Below are 22664 nucleotides of genomic sequence, written 5' to 3' on the forward strand. Positions count from 1 at the left end.
GCGGCGAACCTGCCGGTGGTCTTCTACTGCCAGAACAACCAGTGGGCGATCTCGGAGGCGGTCGAGCGCCAGAGCCGGGTGCCGCTGTTCCAGCGGGCGTCCGGCTTCGGCTTCCCCGGCATCCGGGTGGACGGCAACGACGTGCTGGCCTGCCTCGCGGTCAGCCGGCTGGCCCTGGACGAGGCCCGCTCGGGGCAGGGGCCGACGCTGATCGAGGCCTACACCTACCGGATGGGCGCGCACACCACCTCCGACGACCCAACCCGCTACCGGCTGTCGGACGAGCTGGAGACCTGGCGGCTGCGGGACCCGATCGAGCGGGTGCGGGCCTACCTGGTGCGGGAGGCCGGGGTGGACCAGGACTTCTTCGACGCGCTGGACGCCGAGTCCGAGGCGCTGGCCGAACGGATCCGGGAGGCCTGCCGGAACCTGGAGGACCCCGGGCCGCTGTCGCCGTTCGACCACGTCTACGTCGAGCTCACCGACGAGCTGGCCGAGCAGCGGGACGGCTACGCCGACTACCTCAACTCCTTCGAGGGGGCGGGTCACTGATGAGCGAGCATCGCAGCGCAGCGAGGAGCGGAGCGAAGTCAGCGATGAGCGCTCGCGCGAAGAGCCGATTCGAGATGAGCGAGCATCGCAGCGCAGCGAGGAGCGGAGCGAAGTCGGCGATGAGCGCTTGCGCGAAGAGCGGAGGAGCCCGATGACGACCATGAGCATGGCCGCGGCGCTGAACGCGGCGCTGCGCAACCGGATGGAAGCCGACCCCAAGGTGCTGGTGATGGGCCTGGACGTCGGCAAGCTGGGCGGCGTCTTCCGCATCACCGACGGCCTGCAGAAGGACTTCGGCGAGGACCGGGTGATCGACACCCCGCTGGGCGAGTCCGGCATCGTCGGCTCGGCGGTGGGTTTGGCGATCCGGGGCTACCGGCCGGTGTGCGAGATCCAGTTCGACGGCTTCGTCTACCCGGCCTTCGACCAGATCGTCTGCCAGCTCGCCAAGTTCCACAACCGGTCCCTCGGCCAGGTCAGGATGCCGATCACCATCCGGATCCCGTACGGCGGCGGCATCGGCGCGGTCGAGCACCACTCCGAGTCGCCGGAGGCCTACTTCGCCCACACCGCCGGGTTGAAGGTGGTGACCTGCTCCAACCCGTCCGACGCCTACTGGATGCTGCGGCAGGCTATCGAGTCCGACGACCCGGTGATCTTCTTCGAGCCCAAGCGCCGGTACTGGGCCAAGGGCGACGTGGACACCGACGCCACCCCGGCACCGCTGCACAAGGCACACGTGGTCCGTCCCGGCCGCGATGCCACCGTGGTCGCCTACGGCCCGATGGTCGCCACCGCGCTGGACGCGGCCCGGGCTGCCGCGGAGGACGGTTCGGAGCTGGAGGTCGTCGACCTGCGCTCGCTGTCGCCGATCGACACCGACACCGTCGTGGAGTCCGTGCAGAAGACCGGCCGGCTGGTGGTGGTGCACGAGGCCTCGGTGACGCTGGGCATGGGGGCCGAGATCGCGGCCCGGGTGCAGGAGCGCGCCTTCTACTCCCTGGAAGCGCCGATCCTGCGGGTCGGCGGCTTCGACACCCCGTACCCGCCCAGCCGGGTCGAGGAGGAGTGGCTGCCCGACGTCGACCGGATCCTCGACGCCGTGGACCGCGCGCTGGCCTACTAGCCCGCTTCCCTACGATGGCGACCGAGCGCCGCCGGCCGGTACTGGCCGATCCGGTGCGCGTACGAGCCCGAATTCCCAGGAGACAGCACCGTGGCTGAGCTGAAGCAGTTCAAACTTCCCGACGTGGGCGAGGGCCTGACCGAGGCCGACATCCTGCGCTGGGACGTCAAGGTCGGTGACTCGGTGGTCGTCAACCAGGTGCTGGTGGAGGTGGAGACCGCCAAGGCCGCCGTCGAGCTGCCCTCGCCGTACGCCGGCGTGGTACACGAGATCCACTTCGACGAAGGCGCCACGGTCGACGTCGGGCAGCCGATCATCACGCTCAAGGTGGGCAGCGGCGAGCTGACCGGCGGGTCACCCGCCAGCCCGCCGCCGGCCAGCCAGCCGGCAGCTCCTGAGACGCCGGTCGGCGGGGCGGCCGAGGACCTGATCCCGACTCCGGAGCTGCCGCTGACCGAGGCGGAGCAGGAGCGGCGGGGGGCCGAGCGGCAGGCGGTGCTGGTGGGCTACGGCGTGTCCGGCGAGCGTGGCCGGCGCCGCAAGCGGGCCCACCCGTCGTCCGACACCCCGGCACCCACCGCGAACGAGGCGTTCAACCTGACCTCCAGCGCCGGCGCGGCGACCGCGGTGATCGACCCGAGTAGGACGGTGCTGGCCAAGCCGCCGGTCCGCAAGCTCGCCAAGACCCTCGGCGTCGACCTGAGCACGGTGGTGGCCACCGGGCCGAACGGCACCATCTCCCGCGAGGACATCCAGCAGGCGGTCAGCACCCCGGCCGCGGCCGCGGCGCCGGCCCGGGGGTCCGAGACCCGGATCCCGATCAAGGGCGTGCGCAAGCACACCGCTGCCGCGATGGTGTCCTCGGCGTTCACCGCGCCGCACGTCACCGAGTTCATCACCGTCGACGTCACCGAGATGATGGAGCTGCGCAAGCGGGTCGCGGCCCGCCGCGAGTTCGCCGGCGTCAAGGTCTCGCCGCTGCTGTTCGTCGCCCGGGCGGTGCTGTGGGCGGCCCGGCGCACCCCGATCATCAACTCCACCTGGGACGAGGCGGCCGGCGAGATCGTGGTCAAGCACTACGTCAACCTGGGCATCGCGGCAGCGACCGACCGGGGCCTGATCGTGCCGAACATCAAGGGCGCGGAGTCGATGTCGCTGCTGGAGCTGGCCCAGGCCATCGGCACCCTGACCGACACCGCCCGGTCCGGCAAGACCGCACCGGCCGACATGAGCGGCGGCACTTTCACCATCACCAACGTCGGGGTGTTCGGCGTCGACACCGGAACCCCGATCCTCAACCCCGGCGAGGCCGCGATCCTGGCCTTCGGCGCGGTCCGGCGGCAGCCGTGGGTGGTCGGCACCGGGGACGACGAGCGGATCGAGCCGCGCTGGATCACCCAGCTCGCGGTGTCCTTCGACCACCGCTCGGTGGACGGCCAGCAGGGCTCGGAGTTCCTGGCCGACGTGGCGGCGGTGCTGCGCGACCCCGGCCTGGCGCTGCTCTGACGGCGGGTCAGTCCGGCAGCGCGGCCTCGATCGCCGAGACCACCTCGTCGGACTCTGGCTCGGTCTGCGGGCCGAACCGGGCGACCACGGTGCCCCCCGGACCGATGAGGAACTTCTCGAAGTTCCACCGGATGTCGCCGGTGTAACCCTGGGCGTCCGGGACCTCCACCAGTTCGGCGTACAGCGGGTGCCGGCCGGGCCCGTTGACCTCGACCTTCTCGGTGAGCGGGAAGCTCACCCCGTAGGTCGCCGAGCAGAACTGCGCGATCTCGGAGCTGCTGCCCGGCTCCTGGCCGGCGAACTGGTTGCACGGCACGCCGAGGACGGTGAAGCCGCGGTCGGCGTAGCGCTTCTGCAACCGCTCCAGGCCCTCGTACTGCGGGGTCAGCCCGCATTTGGAGGCGACGTTGACCACCAGGGTGGCCACGCCGGGCCGGGGGGCGAGGCTGGCCTGCTCCGAGCCGGGGCTGTCGGCGGTGAGCGGGGCGATCTGCACATCCGAGAGTGACATGCGCCCAAGCCTAGCCATACCCGCTCGCTACCCCGCAGCCCGGACAGCGAAGCCGTGGAATATCACCGAGGCGGGCAATGTTAGGCCGGATGTGGTCATCGGACTTGCTTTATTAGGGAAGTCAAGTAAGATGACTAACAGATCGAGGCAGCAAGACCAAGCTGGACGAACGAAGCGGAAACGAGTCGCCCGGACAGCCAGGCCCCAGCCCCGATGAAGAAGACAACGACGTCACTCATCAGGCCGTAAGGCAGTAAGGGAGCTCGAAATGGACATCACGCGCAAGATCCGCGCCCGGCGGGCTTACAAGCAGTACGAGCGCGCGCTGCTGAGCGCCTCCCCGGCGATGCGCAGCGAGCTGCTCGCGATGGCAGCCCACCAGAACTACCACGCGCAGCCGCACTTCAACCGCTGACGCTGCGCGCGGACTGACGGCGCACGCGGCAACGGCGCCGCGTCCGTCCGTCCGCGGTTTCGCACGAACGCACCATCACGGCCCGCCCGCCTAGAGATACCGGGCGGGCCGTTTCGTGTTTGAGAGGCTTATCCCGGCGCTCAGGCCAGCACGGCCGGGTCGCCGAGCCGCACGGTGCCCGGCCGCACCACCTCGGCCTTGACGCCCAGCAGCAGGTTCCGCTCGCTCGCCAGCACCTTCAGGATCCGGCCGTCCGGGCCCAGCGGGCCCTGTGCCATGTCCACCATCACGCACCGCGGCATGCCGGCACCCAGCCGCACCACCACCCCGCTGCCCAGTCGCAGCTCGCGGCCCGTCCAGCCGTCCTCGACGAAGTCGGTACCCGCAACCTCCAGCAGCAGGTTCGGACGGAACCGGTCGACGTCCACCGGCTCGCCGAGCAGCTCGCCGAGCGCCCGCAGCGACGCAGTGCTGACCAGGTGCAGGGGCGAGTCGTCCTTGTGCTGGATCTCGCCCTCGCGGTCCAGCCGTAGCGGCCGGCCTAGCCGGGCGCTGAGCTGCTCGGCGGCCTGCGGGTCGTCGGCCCGCCAGCGTTCGCCGTCCGGCGACTCGATCAGCGGCACCGAGCCGGCGGCATCCAGAGTGGCTCGGTAGCCGAGCAGCCCGTCCACCCGGCGGAACCGGCGGCTGGACTTGCCGCTGCCGATGCCGCCGTCGGCGGTGTAGACCGCCCACTCCCGGTCGCCGGCGATGCCGTAGGGGCGCAGCTCGGCGCGGTCCAGCCGCTCGCCGCGCATCGACTTCACCGGATAGCGCGCCAGCATCGCCACGGTGCCGAGCTGGTCGGTCATGCGGCGGGCCGCCAGCCGGTCGTCAGTCGCATGCCCCCAGGGTGCCGCATCCGCCCGGGCGCCAGCACCACGGGGTTGCTAAGGCAGCGGCCCGCCAGCGACGGCCACCACGACCCCGACCGCCGCCGCGGCGAGCAGGGTGAGGACCACGCCGCGGCGCAACGCCAGCAGCAGCAACGCCGCCCCGGCGAGCACGGCGAACTGCCAGCCCTCGGACAGGGCACCGGCCAGCGGGATCGCCGAGCCCAGGATGGCGCCGATCGCGGCCGGGCCGGCGCCGCCCAGGAACGCCCGCACGACCAGGTTGCCGCGGAGCCGGTCGAAATGGGCCGCGCCGAGCAGGACGAATGCGAACGACGGGCTGAACGCGACCGTGGCGGCAAGCAGCCCGCCGCCCACCCCGGCGGCGGCATACCCGACCGCGGCCACCGTGTGCACAACCGGACCGGGAGTGATCTGCCCGAGTGCCACCGCGTTGAGGAACTGGTGGGCGGTGGCCCAGTGGTAGCGGTCCACCGCGTCGGACTGCATCAGCGGGATGATCACGAACCCGCCGCCGTAGGACAGCGCGCCGACCTTGAACGCCACCCACGCCAGCGCACCCAGGGTGCTGATCCCGAACGCCGCGGTCGCGGCCGGGCCCACCGCGACGGAAGCGTGACCGCCGTCCCCGGTCGGACGGCGGTACGGGCGCTCGATCACCAGCTCGGCCAGGCCACAGCCCAGCAGTACCAGCACCAACCAGGCCCCGACCGTCGCGGCCGCCACCACCCCGGCCACCAGGTACGCGATCCATCGGATCGTCCGGCGGCGGCGTTGCCAGCTCGGGCGCAGCAGATCCCAGCCGGCCTGGACCGCGACCGCCGCGACCGCCGACCCCGCGCCCGCGCCGGCCCCCAGCACCCACTTCGGCGGTGAGCCGGCCAGGAACAACGCCGACAGCGCCAGGATCAGCACCAGACCAGGGCCGATGAACGCCAGGCCACCGACGACCGCACCGAGGCGCCGGCGTACCCGCCAGGCGCAGAAGATCGACAGCTGGGTCGAGGCCGGGCCGGGCAGCAGGTTGCAGGCCGCGATGGCGTCTTCGAACTCGGCCGCACTGATCCAGCCCCGCCGTTCGACGCACAGCTCACGGAGCAGCTTGATGTGTGCCGGTGGGCCGCCGAACCCGACACAGCCGATCCGGCCCCACTCGCGCAGCACCGTGGCGAGGCTGACCTGTGCCGTCCCGGCCGTCACGCGCCAGCCCCGATCAACGCCATCGGGCCAGTTTGAGGCATCTCGGCCGGAGGTCGAGTTCCCGACAGGGATGGCGGGCGTCCCGCGGCTTGGGGGGAACAGCGCCGGGGCCGCAACGGTTGCGATGCTGTGCGCATGACAACGGCGAAGCAGGCCCGGGTGCGGGCTCCGGAGTTCCCCGACGGCAGCTGGTTCAACGTGGCGGCTCCGCTGAGCCTGCGCGAGCTGCGCGGCAAGATCGTGCTGCTGGACTTCTGGACGTTCTGCTGCGTCAACTGCCTGCACGTGATCTCCGAGCTGCGGACGCTGGAGCACGACTTCGGCGACGAGCTGGTGATCATCGGCGTCCATTCGCCGAAGTTCGAGCACGAGAAGTCCGACCGGGCGGTGGCCGCGGCCGCCGAGCGGTACGGAGTGGCGCACCCGGTGTTCAACGACCCGGAACTGCACCTGTGGCAGCAGTACGCCGTCCGGGCCTGGCCGACCCTGGTGCTGATCGACCCGGACGGCTATGTGGTCGCCCAGGCCGCCGGCGAGGGCCAGGCCAGCGGGCTGGCGCGGATGATCTCGGAGCTGATCGCCCGGCACGAGGCCAACGGTTCGCTGCGCCGGGGAGACAACCCCTACCGGGCGCCCGAGCCGGAACCGGGCGAGCTGAGCTTTCCGGCCAAGGCGATCCGGCTGGAGGATGGGCTGCTGATCGCCGACAGCGGCCACCACCAGCTGATCGAGACCGAGCTGGACGGCGTCACGGTGCGCCGCCGGGTCGGCTCCGGCGAGCGCGGCGCGGACGGCCAGCGGCTGGCCGAGCCGAACGGGCTCACCCGGCTGCCGGACGAGCTGGCCGCCGAACTGGGCTTCGACGTCGTGGTGGCCGACACCGCCAACCACCAGCTGCGCGGCGTCCGGTCCGCCGACGGCCGGATCGTGCACACCGTGGACCTGGTGGCGGGGCTGGCCGGCACCAGCACCGTGACCGGCCCGGTCCCGCCGGTGCTCTCGCCCTGGGACGTGGCCTGGTGGCCGGCCCTCGACCAGGTGGTGGTCGCCGCGGCCGGCGTGCACCTGCTGCTGGGCTGGCAGCCGCGCACCGGGGCGGTCGGCATCTTGGCCGGCACCACCGTGGAGGGCCTGAAGGACGGCCCGGCGGCCGACGGCTGGCTGGCCCAGCCGTCCGGGCTCGCGGTGCAGGGCGGCCGGGTGTGGTTCGCCGACTCGGAGAACTCCGCGCTGCGCTACCTCGACGCCGCCGGCCAGCTGCACACCGCGATCGGGGAAGGCCTGTTCGACTTCGGCCACCGGGACGGCCCCGCCGGGCAGGCCCGGTTGCAGCACCCGCTGGGTCTGGCGGTGCTGGACGACGGCTCGATCGCGATCGCCGACACCTACAACGGCGCGATCCGCCGCTACGACCCGGCCACCGGCGAGGTCGGCACGCTGGCCGGCGAGCTGGCCGAGCCGTCCGGACTGCTGGTGGTCGACGGCGAGCTGCTGGTGGTGGAGTCGGCCGCCCACCGGATCGTCCGGCCGGTCACTGCCGGCCGGCTGCAGCAGGTGCTGGGCACCGCACTGCAGACCCGCCGGCCGGTCACCGAGCTGGCCGCCGGAAAGGTGGAGCTGACCGTGCCGTTCGTCCCGCCGCCCGGACGCAAGCTGGACGAGCGGTACGGGCCGTCCACCCAGCTGACGGTCAGCTCCTCGCCGCCGCAGCTGCTGGCCGACGGGGCGGGCTCGGGCACCGAGCTGGCCCGGACGCTGGTGCTGGCCGGGCCGCCCGGCACCGAGGGCGTGCTGCACGTGACCGCCCAGGCGGCCTCTTGCGACGACGACCCGGCTACCGAACACCCCGCCTGCCACCTGTCCCGGCAGGACTGGGGCGTGCCGGTCCGCATCACCGGCTCAGGCGACGCCGAGCTGGTGCTGATGCTGCTCGGCTAGCTGCCCACCGCCCCGGGTTAGCCGCCGACCGCCTCGGGTCAGCCGCCGGCCGGCTCGTCCAGCAGCTTGGCGCGCAACCGGTCGGTGTCGGCGGCGGTCCAGCCGTGCCGGGCCAGCCACCCCAGCACCCCGCCGAGGTCGGAGTCGATCGCCTCGAGCACCGCGACCATCACCGCGGCCGAGGCCGGCGGAATCTTGTCCGGCTGGCCGACCTCGAAGCCGTACAGGTCGCTGCGCGCCAGGTGGCCGACGATGGCCTCGATCTGGCTCTGGGTGTGGGCGTAGTCGGCGGCGATCACCTCGCGCGGCACCCCGGCCACCGCCAGGGCCAGCGCCACCACCATGCCGGTGCGGTCCTTGCCGGCCGCGCAGTGCACCAGGGTGGCGCCGTCCGGCTCGGCGATGGCGCGCAGCGCGGCCACCACCGAGTCCGGCCGCTGCTCCAGGTACCGCAGGTAGGCCGCCACCACCGGGCTGTGGCCGGTGGCCAGCCGCTCACCCTGCCAGGGCAGCGGGTCGGTCCGGTCCTGCCGCGGGCCGGCCGGCAGCTCCGCCCGGTCGGTGACGTCGAGGGTGTCGGGGTACAGCGACAGGTGGTGCACGACCACGTCCGGCTGGTCGTGCAGCGCACCGGGGCCGTCCCGGTCCACCTCGATGTCGGTGCGCAGGTCCACCACCCGGCGCACCCCGAGGTCACCGACCAGGTGCCGGACGTCGGCGTCGGTGAGGTGGCCGAGGCTCGCCGAACGGATCAGCACGCCGGTACGGATCGGCTGCCCGTCGGCGGTGCGCAGCCCGCCGACGTCACGGGCGTTGACCGCGCCCTGCAGCTGGATCCAGTTCGCCCCGTCCACCGTCATGCAGCCAACCCTAGCCAACCGGCCGGAACTCCTCCGGCCGGCCGCGGGGGTGCTCCGGCTGGGTCAGAAGACCTCTTCGGCCACGTCCATGATCGCGTTGTCGGTGGACTCGACCACCTTGCGGCGGGCCACCAGCTCGGGCAGCACGGTGACGGCGAAGAACCGGGCGACGGCCAGCTTGCCCTCGTAGAAGGCCTGGTCCGCCGCCGACAGCCCGTTGCCGTCGAGCGCGGCGAGGGCCACCGTGGCCTGGCGCAGCAAGAGCCAGCCGATCGCCAGGTCGCCGCACGACATCAACAGCCGGGTGGTGTTCAGCCCCACCTTGTAGACGTTGCGGATGTCGTCGCGGGCCGAGGTGAGCTGGGTGATCATGGCGCCGACCATGGTGCCGACCTCGGTCAGCGCCCGGGCAACGGCCTCGCGCTCGACCTTGAGCCGGCCCTCCTCGGCGATCGAGTCGAGGAAGGCCTGGATTTCGGCCGACAGCGCGCCGAGCCCGACGCCCTTGTCCCGGACGATCTTGCGGAAGAAGAAGTCCTGGCCCTGGATGGCGGTGGTGCCCTCGTACAGCGAGTCGATCTTGTTGTCCCGGATGTACTGCTCCAGCGGGTAGTCCTGCAGGAAGCCCGAGCCGCCGAAGACCTGCAGCGCCTGGCCGAGCTGCTCGTAGGAGCGCTCCGAGCCAACCCCCTTCACGATCGGCAACAGAAGATCGTTGAGCCGCTCGTCGGTGCTGGGGTCCTCCCGCTTGGCCGAGCGGCGCGGGCCGCCGTCGGCCAGCCCGCCGGCCGGCACCTCGGCCGCGTCACCGGTGGCTTCGTACTCGGCGACCTGGATCCGGTCCTGGATGCTGGCGGTGTAGAGCGCGAGCGCCCGCAGTCCCTCGGCGTAGGCCTTCTGCAGCATCAGCTGCCGGCGGACGTCCGGGTGGTGGATGATCGTCACCCGCGGCGCGGTCTTGTCGGTGGCCCGGGTCAGGTCGGCCGACTGCACCCGGGTCTTGGCGTAGTCCAGGGCGGCCAGGTAGCCGGCGGACAGCTCGGAGTAGGCCTTGGTGCCGACCATCATCCGGGCGTGCTCGATGACCTTGAACATCTGGGCGATGCCGTCGTGCACCTCGCCGAGCAGCCAGCCGCGGGCCGGGGCCTTCTCGCCGAAGGTGACCTCGCAGGTGGTGGAGACCTTCAGGCCCATCTTGTGCTCCACACCGGTGACCAGCACGCCGTTGCGCTCGCCCAGCTCGCCGGTGTTCCAGTCGAAGTGGAACTTCGGCACCAGGAACAGCGACAGGCCCTTGGTGCCGGGGCCGGCACCCTCCGGGCGGGCCAGCACGTAGTGGATGATGTTGTCGGCCATGTCGTGCTCGCCCGAGGTGATGAAGCGCTTGACGCCCTCGATGTGCCAGCTGCCGTCGTCCTGCCGGATGGCCTTGGTGCGGCCGGCGCCGACGTCGGAGCCGGCGTCCGGCTCGGTCAGCACCATGGTGGCGCCCCACCGCTTGTCGATGATCAGCTGCGCGATCTTGCGCTGCTCGGCGGTGCCGAGCTGGTCGATGATGTTGGCGAAGGCCGGGCCGCAGTTGTACATCCAGATCGCCGGGTTGGCCCCCAGCACCATCTCGGCGATCGACCAGATCAGGGACCGGGGTGCCAGGGTGCCGCCCAGCGTGGGGAACGTCTCCAGCCGCCACCATTCGGCGTCCTGCCAGACCGCGTAGGACTTCTTGAACGACTCGGGGATGGTGACCGAGTTGGTGGCCGGGTCGAACACCGGCGGGTTGCGGTCGGCGTCGGCGTAGGAGGCGGCCAGCGGGCCCTCGGCGAGGGTGCGCACCTCGGCCAGGATGCCGCGGACGGTGTCGGCATCAAGCTCGGCGAACGGGCCGCTGCCCAGCCGCTCGCCGGTCCCGAGCACCTCGAACAGGTTGAACTCGATGTCACGCAGGTTGCTCTTGTAGTGGCCCATTGCGGCTGATCTCCTTGTTACCGGTCAGTAGGTTCAGCTTATTACTCACGAGTAGGTGTCGCAACTGCCCAGTCTGACCGTTCCCGGATCGGCCGCCTTCTCGGGCGTTGCCATCCGCCGGCGGACCTCCGCCGCACCTCGCGACCGGCGAAGTGCCAGGACCCGCAGCACGGGACGATCAACACCTACTACGGCGCCTGGACCGACCGGCTGGCCGGAACTCAGACCAGGACGCGGAGCCGGATCGTCTCGGGCATCGCGCGGATCTGGTTGACGATGGCCTGGGTGGTGCCGCTGACGCTGTCGGTGACCAGATAGCCGACGTCGCCGCGGGTGCCCAGCAGCTGGGCTTCCACGTTCACCTGCGCCTCGGCCAGGATGCCGTTGACCCGGGCCAGCACGCCGGGCACGTTGCGGTGCAGGTGCACCAGCCGCAGGGTGTCCTTGCGGCGCGGCAGCCCCAGCGCCGGCATGTTCACCGACAACGACGTGGAGCCCTCGGTGACGAAGTCGAGGAACTTGTTGGCCACGAACTGGCCGATGTCCTGCTGGGCCTCCTCGGTGGAACCGCCGATGTGCGGGGTCAGGATCACGTTCGGCAGCCCGCGCAGCTCGGAGACGAACTCGTCGCCGCGCCCCTTCGGCTCGACCGGGAACACGTCCACCGCGGCGCCGGCGATGTGGCCCGACTCGATGGCCCCGCGCAGCGCCGCGTAGTCGACGACGAAGCCACGGGACAGGTTGAGGAACAGGCTCCCCTCCCGCATCGCGGCGAACTCGGCGGCGCCGAAGATGTTGCGGTTCTCCGGCCGCCCGTCGACGTGCAGGGTCACCACGTCCGCGTCGTGCAGCAGCTCCTTGAGGGTCTCGCAGCGGCGGGCGTTGCCCAGCGCCAGCCGGTCGGCGGTGTCGTAGAACAGCACCCGCATCCCGAGGTTCTCGGCCAGCACCGACAGCTGGGTGCCGATGTTGCCGTAGCCGACGATGCCCAGCGTCCGGCCGCGCACCTCGTGCGCCCCGGTGGCGGACTTGTCCCAGATGCCGCCGTGCATCAGCTCGTTCTTCTCGGTCAGCCGGCGGGTCAGCGCGATCAGCTCGGCGATCACCAGCTCCACCACGCTGCGGGTGTTGGAGAACGGCGCGTTGAACACCGTCACCCCGTGCTCGGTGGCCGAGTGCAGGTCGATCTGGTTGGTGCCGATGCAGAAGGCTCCGACGGCCAGCAGCTGCGGAGCGGCCTCGATCACCCTGCCGGTGACGTGGGTCTTGGACCGGACGCCGAGCAGGTGCATGCCGGCGACCGCGTCGATGAGTTCCGCCTCGTCCAGCGCCCGGTCCAGGCTGGTCACCTCGACCCCTGCCGACTGCAGCCGCTCGACTGCCTCCGAATGGATCTGTTCGAGCAGCAGGGCGCGGATCGGGCTGGCATGCACCCGGACGAGTCTAACGGCCGGTGCGGCCGGGCCGGGTGGCCCGCGCGAACAGGCGGACCTCCCGGACGGCGGCTAAGGTGAGCCCAGGCCCGGCTGCCGAGGCGGACACCGGATGGGGGACATGACCGAACCGCGCTGGCTCAGCGCCGAGGAGCAGGCCGCCTGGCGACCCTTCGTGGACGGCGTGCGGGCCCTGATGGACGTCCTGGACCGGCAGCTACAGGCCGACAGCAACCTGCCGCACAGTTACTTCGAGGTGCTGATCCCGCTGTCGGAGGCCGAGCACCGGACGCTGCGGATGAGCGAGCTCGCCCAGGCCACCCGCTCCTCGCGCAGCCGGCTCTCGCACGCGGTGGCCCGGCTGGAGGAGCGCGGCTGGGTACGCCGGCTGGACTGCCCCACCGACCGGCGCGGCCAGCTCGCCCAGCTCACCGACGCCGGCTTCGCCGTCGTGGAGGCGGCCGCCCCCGGGCACGTGGCGGCGGTCCGCCGGTACCTGATCGACCGGCTCAGCCCCGAGCAGCTCAAGGCGCTGGGTGAGATCGGCCAGGTGCTGCTGGCCAGCACCTGCGAGGCCGACCTGCCAGCCCGCCCGGTCTAGAGCAGCGTCGGTCTGGTGCCGGGTCTGGTCCGGCGCGACACGATCGCGGTGTATCGGCCAATCTCGGGTCTGGCCTAGACAACCGGATACGGTCCAAGCCATGGATCCGGTGCGCAATCCCTACGCTCCCGGAGCGGGCCAGCGCCCACCGGAACTGGCCGGCCGGGACGCCGAGCTGCTCGCCTTCGACGTGGTGCTGGAGCGGGTGGCCCGGGGCCGGGCGGAGCGCTCCATCGTGCTGACCGGGCTGCGTGGCGTCGGCAAGACGGTGCTGCTCAATGCCCTGCGCTCGGCCGCGGTGCGGGCCGGCTGGGGCACCGGCAAGCTGGAGGCACGTCCCGACCAGCCGGTGCGCCGGCCGCTGGCCGCCGCGCTGCACGTAGCGATCCGGGAACTGGGCGGGGCCGGCCCGGCCGGCGGCACCGAGCACGTGCTGGGGGTGCTGCGGTCCTTCGCGCAGAAGGACGCCCCCGGGACGAAGCTGCGCGAGCGCTGGCAGCCCGGCATCGAGGCGCCCGCGGTACCCGGACGGGCCGACTCCGGCGACATCGAGATCGACCTGGTGGAACTGTTCGGCGACGTGGCCGGCCTGGCCGCCGACACCGGGCACGGGATCGCGATCTTTATCGACGAGATGCAGGACCTCGGGCCCGCCGACGTCTCGGCACTGTGCGCCGCCTGCCACGAGCTGAGCCAGAACGGGCTGCCGCTGGTGGTGGTCGGCGCCGGGCTGCCGCACCTGCCGGCGGTGCTGTCGGCCAGCAAGTCCTACAGCGAGCGGCTGTTCCGCTACGCCCGCATCGACCGGCTGGACCGGGCCGCGGCGGACCAGGCGCTGCAGGCCCCGGCCCGCGACGAGGGCGCGGAGTTCACCGACGAGGGACTGGCCGCGATGTATGAGATCACCGCCGGCTACCCCTACTTCCTGCAGGCCTACGGCAAGGCGGTGTGGGACGTCGCGCCCGGCTCGCCGATCACCGCCGCCGACGTCCGGGTGGCGGCGCCGCTGGCCGAGGCCGAACTCGCGGTGGGCTTCTTCGGCTCCCGGTTCGACCGGGCCACCCCGGCCGAGCGGGAGTACCTGCACGGCATGGCGGCCACCGCCCGGTCCGGCCCGCCCGGCGCCGAGGCGAGCGAGCCCGAGTCGGTGCCCACCGCGGCGGTCGCGGAGTACCTCGGCCGCAAGCCGCAGTCGCTGTCGCCGGCCCGGGACGCGCTGCTGAAGAAGGGGCTGATCTACTCCGGCGCCCGCGGCCGGATCGCCTTCACGGTGCCGCACTTCGGGCGCTACCTGCGAGCGCAGCAGCTCGACTGACCACCGCTCGATGGCTTTCTATCCAGCCATCTAGAACTTTCGCTAGAAACCGCTAGCGAAGCCTAGCCGCGATGGCCGGCCGCGGAACGGCGGCTGAACCCGACGGGTCGGCCAGGTTGCGGGTGTAGCTGAGTGGTCACGCCTAGGTTGCAGTTCGAACTCGGCGCTTTTGCTGCCCCGGCTGGGCACCCGATGGTGGAGGGGTGACACTCAGCGTTGCCCAGTGGCGAGCCCGCCGCCTGCCCCGTACGCATGCGGCGCGCGGCCCGGGCGAGGCCGCGCCGCAGCCGGATCCGATCGGGGCTTCGGCCCGCCGGCAGCGCCGCTACGCCCGCGCCGAGCGGGCCGGCTCCGCGGCGGCGGCCAACGACCGCTTCCTCGACTTCGTGGTGGTGCTGTCGGTACTGGTGTTCACCGCGCTGGCGGCGGGCGTGGGCGCCCTCGTCCTGCAGGCCGCGCTGCGCCGCTGACCCCGGGCCCGCTGACCCCGGGCTGTCCGGCTCCCGCTCGGGTGCCCGCCCGCTAGGCTCTGCCGCGTCCGCGCCGCACGCCGAACGGGGGAGAGCCGTGGTACAGCCGCCGTACGGAGGGTTTCCGCCGGCCCACCCGTACTACCGCGCGATGGCCCCCAAGCCCGGCTGCATCCCGCTGCGCCCGCTGGACGTCAGCGAGATCCTCGGCGGCGCGGTGGCCGCGATCCGGCGCAACGCCCGCACCGTCCTGGGGCTGTCGGCCGCGGCGGCGGCGGTTCAGGCGGTCGTCGCGCTGATCATCCAGCGCTATGCCGACCTGCACGGCGAGCAGGCCATCGACCAGAGCGATCCCGCGCATCCGGTGGTGCACTGGGACCAGCTGGCCACTCTCCTGGGCAGCGCCGGCGGGCTCTCGCTGCTGGCCAGCATCTTCGCCGCGGTGCTCACCGGGATGGTCGTGGTGGTGGTCACCGAGGACGTCGTCGGCCGGACCGCCGGGCTGGACCTGATCTGGTCGAAGGTGCGGTCCCGGGTCTGGCGGCTGGTGCTGCTTTCGTTGCTGATCGGCCTGCTGGAGGTGCTGGGCCTCGCGCTGTGCCTGGCGCCCGGCATCTGGCTGTGGGGTATCTGGGCGGTCGCGGTACCGGCGCTGATCATCGAGAACCGCAGCATCGGCGGGGCGCTGGGACGCTCACGTGCCCTGGTCCGCGGCACCTTCTGGCGGGTCTGGGGAATCCGGGCGCTCGGCTTCGGCATCTCCTCGGTGCTGGCCGCGGTGGTCAGCGCCCTGATGGGGGTGATCGCCGCCGCGGTGACCGGTGACCAGCCCACCGGCCTGCTCGGCGTCGGCGGCGACGGGTCGCTGTCGTGGGCCTACCTGGTGATCGCCGCGATCGGCACCGGGCTGGCGGCGACCTTCACCGCGCCGTTCCAGGCCAGCCTGGACTCGCTGCTCTACGTCGACCTGCGGATGCGCAAGGAGCAGCTCGCCGGAGAGCTGCAGCAGGCGGCAGCCGGAGTTCGACAACCGCCCCGCTACTCGCGATAGCGTTCCGGAATGACTACTTCTGCCGTTTCCGCAGTCCGCATCGGCGTCCAGCTCCAGCCGCAGCACGCCGACTATGCCGAGATCAGGCGGGCGGTGGCCGAGGCCGAGCAGCTCGGTGTCGACATCGCCTTCAACTGGGACCACTTCTACCCGCTCTACGGTGAGCCCGAGGGCAAGCACTTCGAGTGCTGGACCATGCTGGGCGCCTGGGCCGAGCAGACCTCGCGGATCGAGATCGGCGCGCTGGTCACCTGCAACAGCTACCGCAACCCCGACCTGCTGGCCGACATGGCCCGCACCGTCGACCACGTCAGCGACGGGCGGTTGATCCTCGGGATCGGCTCGGGCTGGTTCGAGAAGGACTACCAGGCCTACGGCTACGACTTCGGCACCGCCGGCTCCCGCCTGGACCAGCTGGCCGAGGCGCTGCCCCGGATCGAGCAGCGCTGGGCGCAGCTCAACCCGGCTCCCACCCGCAAGATCCCGGTGCTGATCGGTGGCGGCGGCGAGCGCAAGACGCTGCGGATGGTCGCCCGGCATGCCGACATCTGGCATTCCTTCTCCGACCTGGACACCTTCACCCGCAAATCCGAGGTGCTGGCCGGCTGGTGCACCGAGCTCGGCCGGGACTTCACCGAGATCGAGCGCTCGGTTGGTGTACCGTCCGGCGCGCCGGACCAGGTGGGCCCGGCATTCGTCGAAGCAGGCGCACGGCTGTTCACGGTCGGCCTCGGGGGGCCGTCCTACGACCTGGGCGCGGTACGCGACTGGGTGGCCTGGCGCGACAGCCTGTAGGCCAACCGGCCGGGGGCATGCTCAGGGCAGAGTTGAGGAGGTGGAGCGGGTGACGGGAATCGAACCCGCGCCGTCTGCTTGGGAAGCAGAAACTCTGCCATTGAGCTACACCCGCGTGCGCTACCGGCGCAACCGCTCCATCATGGTAGCGAACGCCACGCGGCGTCCAACCCAATCAGGCGCTGTGACTGAGCTGCATCCAGTCGGCGTCGGTGTCCGGCGCGAACAGCACCCCGGGACCGCAGTCGAAAACCCGCTCGATGGCTCGAGCGGTGGCCAGCGAGCAGGTGGTCCGCCGGCCCGTGAACAGGTGGTTGACCGTGGCGTGTCCCAGGCCCGCCGCGCGCGCCAGCTGGCGCTCGGACAGGCCTGCGGCCTCGAGGAAGTCGATCAGAGTCTGGCGGCTGCGCAGTTGCATCGCGCGCTCACCAAGGCCGCAGGTAGAACGTGGACGACGTAGTCATGATGATGTCCCCTCGTGCAGTGTCCGGGCAGTGCCACCCGCGTGGCCGCCCTGCAGTCATCGATGCAGTCATGTCAGTGGGAGGCCGATAACAACAATGATTCAACGACTAGGCAGTTTGTCTAAACCCGGTCTATACTGTCTATTGTCGCTAGCGACCAGCGACATGATCGTAATCAGGACAACTTGCACAAGCAAGAGCTGTTCTTTGTTAAGCGCGCCCTCTACGCTGACGCTTGCCGTCTCGGCTTAAGCACCGAAGGAACACCGTATTGAGCACGCTGTCGGAATACCTCAACGAGCACCTACCTGAGGGCTGGCAGAAGCCCCAGTTGGTAGAGGCGCTCAGCGGTACGCTCGACCGTGCGACCGTATACCGATATCTGGCCGGCAGCCACCCGAGAAGCCCTGCCGAGAACGTGCTGGAAGCGTTCGCCGCCGTCCTGCCCGGAGTGACCGTGGTCGAGCTGCGCGCCGCGGCCAACCTGTCCACCGGTGCCGAGGAACCGTGGGTGCCGCCGGTCGAGGCGAACCGGCTGAACTACCCGCAGCGGCGAGCGCTGGAGGCATTCATCAAGGCGACGGTCAGCCCGGTCGACGAGGACGAGGAGCCACCGCCTCCCGAACCGGAGCCGGTTCCGGACGTGCAGCCCGGCCAGTCGCCGCTGAGCGAGGCCGAACGGGCCGAGGTGGAAAGCTACATCCAGCGGCTCTACGCCTCCGGCCGCAGGGACCTCGCCGACCGGGTGGCCGCCTCGCTGGTGACCGGGCCGGCGGACCACCTGGGGAAGAAGCCGGCCGCCAAGACCGCCGGCAAACCGGCTGACGGCCCGGGCTGATCCGGCTTCGGTGCAAGGACGCCCCGGGTTCGGTGCAACGACGCACCCGTCCGGCCGGGTGGGGCTAGGCGGACTGGGCGCGGGCGTTGACCCGGAAGTCCTGCCGCCACAGGTCGGCCAGCGCCAGGTCGCCGCGCAGGCTGACCTCCTCGGTGCCGGCCCGGTTCCAGGCCCAGCAGTAGAGGTCGCTGGCCAGGCCGAACACGCTCAGGTCCGCGTCGTCGACGGCCTGCGGACGGCAGCTGAGCAGCTGCGGGCCGACCAGCAGCGTCCAGGACGCGTTGGAGTCCAGCGGGGTCAGCGAGATGCTCCGCTCACCCGGCAGCCGGCTGCGGTCGAAGCGGGCGGCACCCGAGCCGGTGAGCAGCTCCTCGATCCCGTCCACGGCAAAGGCCGGTTCGAAGCCCTGGACGCCGAAGCCGGCCGCCAGCTGGGCGTCCACCCGGTGGATGGCGGTCTCGTGGGCCAGCCGGCGGGCCCAGAACAGCTTCGCCGACGCGGCCGGGGTGATGGTCCAGATCGCCGCCCGGTCCGGGGTGGCGAGCAGCTGGTCGAGCAGCTGGGCCAGTCCCGCGTCGTAGGCATCGAACAGCTCGGCCTCGTCCTCGGGCGGGCTGAACTGGAAGGCGTCCGGCCGGCCGCCGCGCAGGATGGACACCGCCCACCGGTGCACCCTGGTCACGTGCCCGAGCAGCCGGGCCACCGTCCAGCCCGGGCAGGACGGCACAGCGGCCGACAGCGGGCACTGGTGCGCCGAGGACCGCAGCAGCCGTCCCTGCAGCTGCAGCTCGTCGAGGTAGCCGCCGGCGTCCACCTCAGGTGAGCCGGTACATCCAGCCGTGCGGGTCGGGGGCCCGGCCGGTCTGCAGGTCCAGCAGCGCCTTGCGCAGCTGCATGGTCACCGGGCCGGGGCTGCCGTCGCCGACCGTCCACTCCGCGGCGGCGCCCTTGACGTGGCCGACCGGCGTGATCACCGCGCCGGTGCCGCACGCGAACACCTCGGTCAGCTCGCCGCTGGCGTTGCCGGCCTGCCACTCCTCGACGCTGATCATGTCCTCCTCGGAGCGGTAGCCGAGGTCCTGGGCCAGGGTGAGCAGCGACTCCCGGGTGATGCCGGGCAGCAGCGTGCCGGTCAGCTTCGGCGTCACCAGCCGGGCGTCCGGGCCGCTGCCGTAGACGAAGCACAGGTTCATGCCGCCCATCTCCTCGACGTAGCGGTGCTCCACCGCGTCGAGCCAGACCACCTGGTCGCAGCCCTGCTGCTGGGCCTGCGCCTGGGCGATCATCGAGGCGGCGTAGTTGCCGGCGCACTTGGCGTCCCCGGTTCCGCCCGGTGCCGCCCGGGTGTACTCCGTCGACAGCCACACCGTCACGGGCTTCACCCCGCTGCGGAAGTACGGCCCGACCGGGGAGGCGATCAGCAGGTAGGTGTAGGCGTTGGACGGCCGGACGCCCAGCCCCACCTCGGTGGCGATCATGGTCGGGCGCAGGTAGAGCGAGGACTCCGGTGCCGAGTCCACCCACTGCTGGTCGGCCTCCACCAGGGCCCGGACCGACTCCAGGAACAGCTCGGCCGGCAGCTGCGGCATGCCCAGCCGGTGGGCCGAGCGGGCGAACCGTGCGGCATTGGCCTCCGGCCGGAAGGTGGCGATCGAGCCGTCCGGCTGGCGGTAGGCCTTGAGGCCCTCGAAGATCAGCTGGCCGTAGTGCAGGGCGCTGGTAGCGGGATCCAGCGAGAGCGGGCCGTAGGGCAGCACCGCGCCGGCGTTCCAGCCGCCGTCGGCGGTCCACTCGATCGAGACCATGTGGTCGGTGAAGAACTGCCCGAAGCCGGGGTCGACCAGCGCGGCGGCCCGCTCGGCCTCCGAGCGCGGATGGGGGTTGCGCTGCACAGAAAGGGCCATGGTCGGTCATTCTAGTTACCGCCCCGCCGGCCGGCTGCGTCCAGCTGTGCCTTTCGGTGGCCGGACCTCGTCAACGCCCTTCGGCGCCGGTGACGCCCTACGCTCGGCTGGTGATCGACACCGGTGCAGCACCGCAGGCCGCCGCCGCGCTGCCCGGCCGGGTGGCGGTGCTCATCGTGGGCGCCGGCTTCGGCGGGCTGGGCTGTGCCATCGCGCTGGCCGCCGACGGCGAGCAGGACTTCCTGTGTATCGACCGGGGCAGCGAGGTGGGCGGCACCTGGCGGGACAACACCTACCCGGGCGCGACCTGCGACGTGCCGTCCCAGCTGTATTCCTTCTCCTTCGCGCTGAACCCGGGCTGGTCCCGGTCGTTCTCGTCCCAGCCGGAGATCCAGGACTACCTGCGTACGGTGGCGGCGAGCTCCGGCGTGCTGGACCGGTTCCGGTTCGGCGTGGAGTTCCTCGGCGCCCGCTGGGACGCCGAACAGGCGCTGTGGCGGATCGAGACCTCCGCGGGCCCGGTCGCGGCCACCCTGCTGGTCTCGGCGGCCGGCGCGCTGTCGGAGCCGAAGCTGCCCGACCTGCCGGGCCTTGCCGACTTCGGCGGCGCGGTGTTCCACTCGGCACGCTGGGACCACCGCCAGCAGCTGGCCGGCCGGCGGGTGGCGGTGATCGGCACCGGCGCCTCGGCGATCCAGATCGTGCCGGCGATCGCCGGGCAGGTGGCCCGGCTCGATGTGTACCAGCGCACCGCGCCGTGGGTGCTGCCGCGCCGCGACCGGCGCTACCGGGCGTGGGAGAGGCTGGCGATGCGCCGGGTTCCCGGCCTGCAGCGGCTGCTGCGCGGGCTGGTCTACCTGGGCCGGGAGGCGATGGTGCCGATGTTCGTCGCCGCACCCCGGCTGGGCTGGGTGGCAAGCCGGCTGGCACTGGCCAACATCCGCCGGGCGATCGCCGACCCGGCGCTGCGTGAGAAGGTGCGCCCGCACTTCGCACTCGGCTGCAAGCGGGTGCTGATCTCCAGCGACTGGTACCCGGCGCTGGCCCGCGACCACATCGAGCTGGTGACCGAGCCGATCTCGCACCTCGTTGCCGGCGCCGTGGTCACCGCCGACGGGACGGCCCGGCCGGCCGACGTGCTGATCGTGGCCACCGGCTTCGCCGCCGCCGAGCAGCCGATCGCCCGGCTGATCACCGGTACCGGCGGCCGGACGCTGGCGCAGGTCTGGGCCGAGCGCGGCATGCAGGGCTACAAGGGTGCCACCGTGCCGGGCTTTCCCAACCTGTTCTTCCTCGTCGGGCCGAACACCACCCTGGGGCACTCCTCGATGATCTACATGATCGAGTCCCAGGTGGCCTACCTGGTCGACGCCTGGCGCCGGATGCGCCAGCACGGGCTGGCCGCGGTGGAGGTGGATGCCGCCGCCGAGCAGGCCTGGGACTGCGACGTGCAGCGGCGGATGCGGCGCACGGTGTGGAGCACCGGCTGCCGGAGCTGGTACCTCGACGCCGCCGGCCGCAACGTGGCCCTGTGGCCACGCACCAGCTACGCCTTCCGCCGGCTCACCGCGCGCTTCGACCTGCCGGCCTACCGGGCTACGCCGGCGGACGGCGCATCGGCAGGTGGCTGATGCCGTCCTCGACGAACTCCGCGCCGGCCGGTTCGAAGCCGAACCTGCGGTACCAGCCGGCCAGCGGGGTCTGGGCGTCCAGCACCACCGCGATCCCGCCCGGCTGGCCGGCCGCCTCGTCGTCCAGCAACCGCAGGGCATGCCGTACCAGCTCGGTGGCCAGCCCGCCGGCCCGGGCCTGCCGGGCGGTGGCCACCCGGCCGATCCGGGCGGTGCCAGGGTTCTCGCGCAGGATGCGCAGGGTGGCCAGCACGGCACCGGGCTGGTCGGCGGGCTCGGCGGCTTGAGCGGCTTGGGCCGCTCCATCGGCTCGGGTGGTTTCGGTTGCCCACAGCCAGCGGGTGCCCGGCTGCAGGTCGCGGCCGTCCAGCTCGGGATAGGGGCACTGCTGCTCGACCACGAACACCTCGACCCGCAGCTGCAGGACGCGGTACAGGGTGCTGGCGTCCAGCTCGGCGGGCGCCGCCACGTGCAGCTCAAAGCTCACCCGGCCAGCCTAGAACCCGCCCGCGCGACGGTCCGACCAGTGGGAACGCCGCGGTTCGAACACAACCCTGACATATCCCTGCCCGAGCGGAAACCTTGACGCGGCACTGTCATCAGGGTCCACTTCTGACAGGGTTGTGAAGGAGATCGGAATGAGGAACAAGATCGTGTACGCGGCCTCGGCGGCGGCCGTGGTGCTCGGTGCCGGCACCGCGGCACTGGCCGCCTCCGGCGGCGGTGTCTCGCCGGTGTCCGCCGGCCCGGACCGGATCGGCTCGGCCGCGTTGCTGGCCGCCGCTCCGGCCAACCCGGCTCCCGGGGCCTCGCAGGCTCCGGGCCCGGCGGGCCACGGCCCGAAGGCCGGCCGCCCCGGGCTCCGGGCGCTGGAACGGGCCCTGCACGCGCAGTGGGTCACCCGCAAGCCGGGCAGTCCGGGCAGCTTCGTCACCCACGACGCGATCCGCGGCGAGGTCACCGCGGTGTCGGCCACCTCGATCACCGTGAAGGCGCTGGACGGGGTGTCGCAGACCTACGCGGTCACCGGCTCCACCAAGGTCCACCTGCGCAAGGCCGCGACCGGCAACGGCAAGGGACGCGGCGGAACGCCTGGCACGATCGGCGACGTGCACACCGGCGACCAGGTCGCGGTGGCCGGCACCGGCACCAGCAGCCTGACCGCCGAGCACATCGTGGACCGGGTGGACTAGCCC

The 22664-nt window shown here is 72.0% G+C and carries 23 protein-coding genes and 1 tRNA gene; 13 read left to right on the top strand and 11 right to left on the bottom strand.

The features are described from left to right. The 3 genes from VLJ82_RS18790 to VLJ82_RS18800 form a co-directional block, all read left to right on the top strand. On the top strand, positions 1-552 hold a 552-nt coding region (locus VLJ82_RS18790), incomplete at its 5' end, for a thiamine pyrophosphate-dependent dehydrogenase E1 component subunit alpha (protein ID WP_408664892.1). A 151-nt stretch (positions 553-703) separates the two neighbouring features. Next, positions 704-1678 carry an alpha-ketoacid dehydrogenase subunit beta gene (locus VLJ82_RS18795; RefSeq protein ID WP_408664893.1) on the top strand — a complete coding sequence of 325 codons (975 nt, stop codon included), beginning with the start codon at positions 704-706 and terminating at the stop codon, positions 1676-1678. Positions 1679-1768: 90 nt separating this feature from the next. Further along, positions 1769-3184, top strand: coding sequence for a dihydrolipoamide acetyltransferase family protein (locus tag VLJ82_RS18800; protein WP_408664894.1), 1416 nt, complete (start codon positions 1769-1771; stop codon positions 3182-3184). A gap of 7 nt (positions 3185-3191) precedes the next feature. On the opposite strand, the gene VLJ82_RS18805 is transcribed toward VLJ82_RS18800, so the two are convergent. Further along, positions 3192-3695: a glutathione peroxidase gene (locus tag VLJ82_RS18805; protein WP_408664895.1), complete on the bottom strand. Its 504-nt coding sequence runs from the start codon at positions 3693-3695 to the stop codon at positions 3192-3194. Positions 3696-3963: 268 nt separating this feature from the next. Here VLJ82_RS18805 and VLJ82_RS18810 point away from each other — a divergent pair, with 268 nt between their 5' ends. Next, on the top strand, positions 3964-4110 hold the full coding sequence (locus VLJ82_RS18810) for a hypothetical protein (RefSeq protein ID WP_408664896.1): 147 nt from the start codon (positions 3964-3966) through the stop codon (positions 4108-4110). A 140-nt stretch (positions 4111-4250) separates the two neighbouring features. Here the strand turns inward: VLJ82_RS18810 and VLJ82_RS18815 are convergent, their stop codons facing one another. Beyond that, positions 4251-4961: an MOSC domain-containing protein gene (locus VLJ82_RS18815; protein WP_408664897.1), complete on the bottom strand. Its 711-nt coding sequence runs from the start codon at positions 4959-4961 to the stop codon at positions 4251-4253. A 78-nt stretch (positions 4962-5039) separates the two neighbouring features. Further along, positions 5040-6203: a chromate efflux transporter gene (chrA, locus tag VLJ82_RS18820; RefSeq protein ID WP_408664898.1), complete on the bottom strand. Its 1164-nt coding sequence runs from the start codon at positions 6201-6203 to the stop codon at positions 5040-5042. Positions 6204-6338: 135 nt separating this feature from the next. On the opposite strand from chrA, the gene VLJ82_RS18825 reads away from it, so the two are divergent. After that, positions 6339-8141 (top strand): thioredoxin-like domain-containing protein, encoded by a 1803-nt coding sequence (locus VLJ82_RS18825; RefSeq protein WP_408664899.1) that lies wholly within the window; start codon positions 6339-6341, stop codon positions 8139-8141. Positions 8142-8179: 38 nt separating this feature from the next. On the opposite strand, the gene VLJ82_RS18830 is transcribed toward VLJ82_RS18825, so the two are convergent. The 3 genes from VLJ82_RS18830 to serA all read right to left on the bottom strand — a co-directional run bounded on the left by VLJ82_RS18830 (position 8180) and on the right by serA (position 12399). Beyond that, complete coding sequence (locus tag VLJ82_RS18830; protein WP_408664900.1) at positions 8180-9001, bottom strand: tyrosine-protein phosphatase; 822 nt, start codon at positions 8999-9001, stop codon at positions 8180-8182. A gap of 63 nt (positions 9002-9064) precedes the next feature. Next, on the bottom strand, positions 9065-10966 hold the full coding sequence (locus VLJ82_RS18835; protein WP_408664901.1) for an acyl-CoA dehydrogenase: 1902 nt from the start codon (positions 10964-10966) through the stop codon (positions 9065-9067). Positions 10967-11187: 221 nt separating this feature from the next. After that, positions 11188-12399, bottom strand: a complete 1212-nt coding sequence (serA, locus tag VLJ82_RS18840; protein WP_408664902.1) for a phosphoglycerate dehydrogenase — start codon at positions 12397-12399, stop codon at positions 11188-11190. A 112-nt stretch (positions 12400-12511) separates the two neighbouring features. Here serA and VLJ82_RS18845 point away from each other — a divergent pair, with 112 nt between their 5' ends. The 5 genes from VLJ82_RS18845 (at position 12512) to VLJ82_RS18865 (ending at position 16631) form a co-directional block, all read left to right on the top strand. After that, positions 12512-13000, top strand: coding sequence for a MarR family winged helix-turn-helix transcriptional regulator (locus tag VLJ82_RS18845; RefSeq protein ID WP_408664903.1), 489 nt, complete (start codon positions 12512-12514; stop codon positions 12998-13000). Positions 13001-13100: 100 nt separating this feature from the next. Next, complete coding sequence (locus VLJ82_RS18850) at positions 13101-14315, top strand: ATP-binding protein (RefSeq protein WP_408664904.1); 1215 nt, start codon at positions 13101-13103, stop codon at positions 14313-14315. Between the two features lie 203 nt (positions 14316-14518). Further along, a complete protein-coding gene (locus VLJ82_RS18855; RefSeq protein WP_408664905.1) occupies positions 14519-14785 on the top strand; it encodes a hypothetical protein in 267 nt (88 codons plus the stop codon). A gap of 151 nt (positions 14786-14936) precedes the next feature. Beyond that, positions 14937-15836 carry a hypothetical protein gene (locus VLJ82_RS18860; protein ID WP_408664906.1) on the top strand — a complete coding sequence of 300 codons (900 nt, stop codon included), beginning with the start codon at positions 14937-14939 and terminating at the stop codon, positions 15834-15836. A gap of 9 nt (positions 15837-15845) precedes the next feature. Next, on the top strand, positions 15846-16631 hold the full coding sequence (locus VLJ82_RS18865) for an LLM class F420-dependent oxidoreductase (RefSeq protein ID WP_408664907.1): 786 nt from the start codon (positions 15846-15848) through the stop codon (positions 16629-16631). Positions 16632-16672: 41 nt separating this feature from the next. Here the strand turns inward: VLJ82_RS18865 and VLJ82_RS18870 are convergent. Both VLJ82_RS18870 and VLJ82_RS18875 read right to left on the bottom strand, forming a co-directional pair. Further along, positions 16673-16746: transfer RNA gene (locus VLJ82_RS18870), tRNA-Gly, on the bottom strand. Between the two features lie 60 nt (positions 16747-16806). After that, the gene (locus VLJ82_RS18875) at positions 16807-17049 is read right to left on the bottom strand and encodes a helix-turn-helix transcriptional regulator (protein ID WP_408664908.1); all 243 of its coding nucleotides are present in this window, start codon (positions 17047-17049) and stop codon (positions 16807-16809) included. Between the two features lie 317 nt (positions 17050-17366). Here VLJ82_RS18875 and VLJ82_RS18880 point away from each other — a divergent pair, with 317 nt between their 5' ends. Further along, positions 17367-17933: a hypothetical protein gene (locus VLJ82_RS18880; RefSeq protein WP_408664909.1), complete on the top strand. Its 567-nt coding sequence runs from the start codon at positions 17367-17369 to the stop codon at positions 17931-17933. Between the two features lie 64 nt (positions 17934-17997). Here VLJ82_RS18880 and VLJ82_RS18885 read toward each other — a convergent pair whose 3' ends face one another. After that, positions 17998-18747 carry a maleylpyruvate isomerase family mycothiol-dependent enzyme gene (locus VLJ82_RS18885; protein WP_408664910.1) on the bottom strand — a complete coding sequence of 250 codons (750 nt, stop codon included), beginning with the start codon at positions 18745-18747 and terminating at the stop codon, positions 17998-18000. 1 nt (position 18748) lies between these two features. Then, complete coding sequence (locus VLJ82_RS18890; RefSeq protein WP_408664911.1) at positions 18749-19837, bottom strand: branched-chain amino acid aminotransferase; 1089 nt, start codon at positions 19835-19837, stop codon at positions 18749-18751. A gap of 110 nt (positions 19838-19947) precedes the next feature. Here VLJ82_RS18890 and VLJ82_RS18895 point away from each other — a divergent pair, with 110 nt between their 5' ends. Next, positions 19948-21468: a flavin-containing monooxygenase gene (locus VLJ82_RS18895; RefSeq protein WP_408664912.1), complete on the top strand. Its 1521-nt coding sequence runs from the start codon at positions 19948-19950 to the stop codon at positions 21466-21468. Here VLJ82_RS18895 and VLJ82_RS18900 read toward each other — a convergent pair. Next, on the bottom strand, positions 21434-21955 hold the full coding sequence (locus VLJ82_RS18900) for a GNAT family N-acetyltransferase (RefSeq protein ID WP_408664913.1): 522 nt from the start codon (positions 21953-21955) through the stop codon (positions 21434-21436). The genes VLJ82_RS18895 and VLJ82_RS18900 overlap by 35 nt on opposite strands. Positions 21956-22106: 151 nt before the next feature. Here VLJ82_RS18900 and VLJ82_RS18905 point away from each other — a divergent pair, with 151 nt between their 5' ends. Continuing rightward, positions 22107-22661, top strand: a complete 555-nt coding sequence (locus VLJ82_RS18905; RefSeq protein ID WP_408664914.1) for a hypothetical protein — start codon at positions 22107-22109, stop codon at positions 22659-22661. Positions 22662-22664: the final 3 nt, after the last annotated feature.

The sequence above is a fragment of the Jatrophihabitans sp. genome, from assembly GCF_035474675.1.
Classification (GTDB): domain Bacteria; phylum Actinomycetota; class Actinomycetes; order Mycobacteriales; family Jatrophihabitantaceae; genus Jatrophihabitans_A.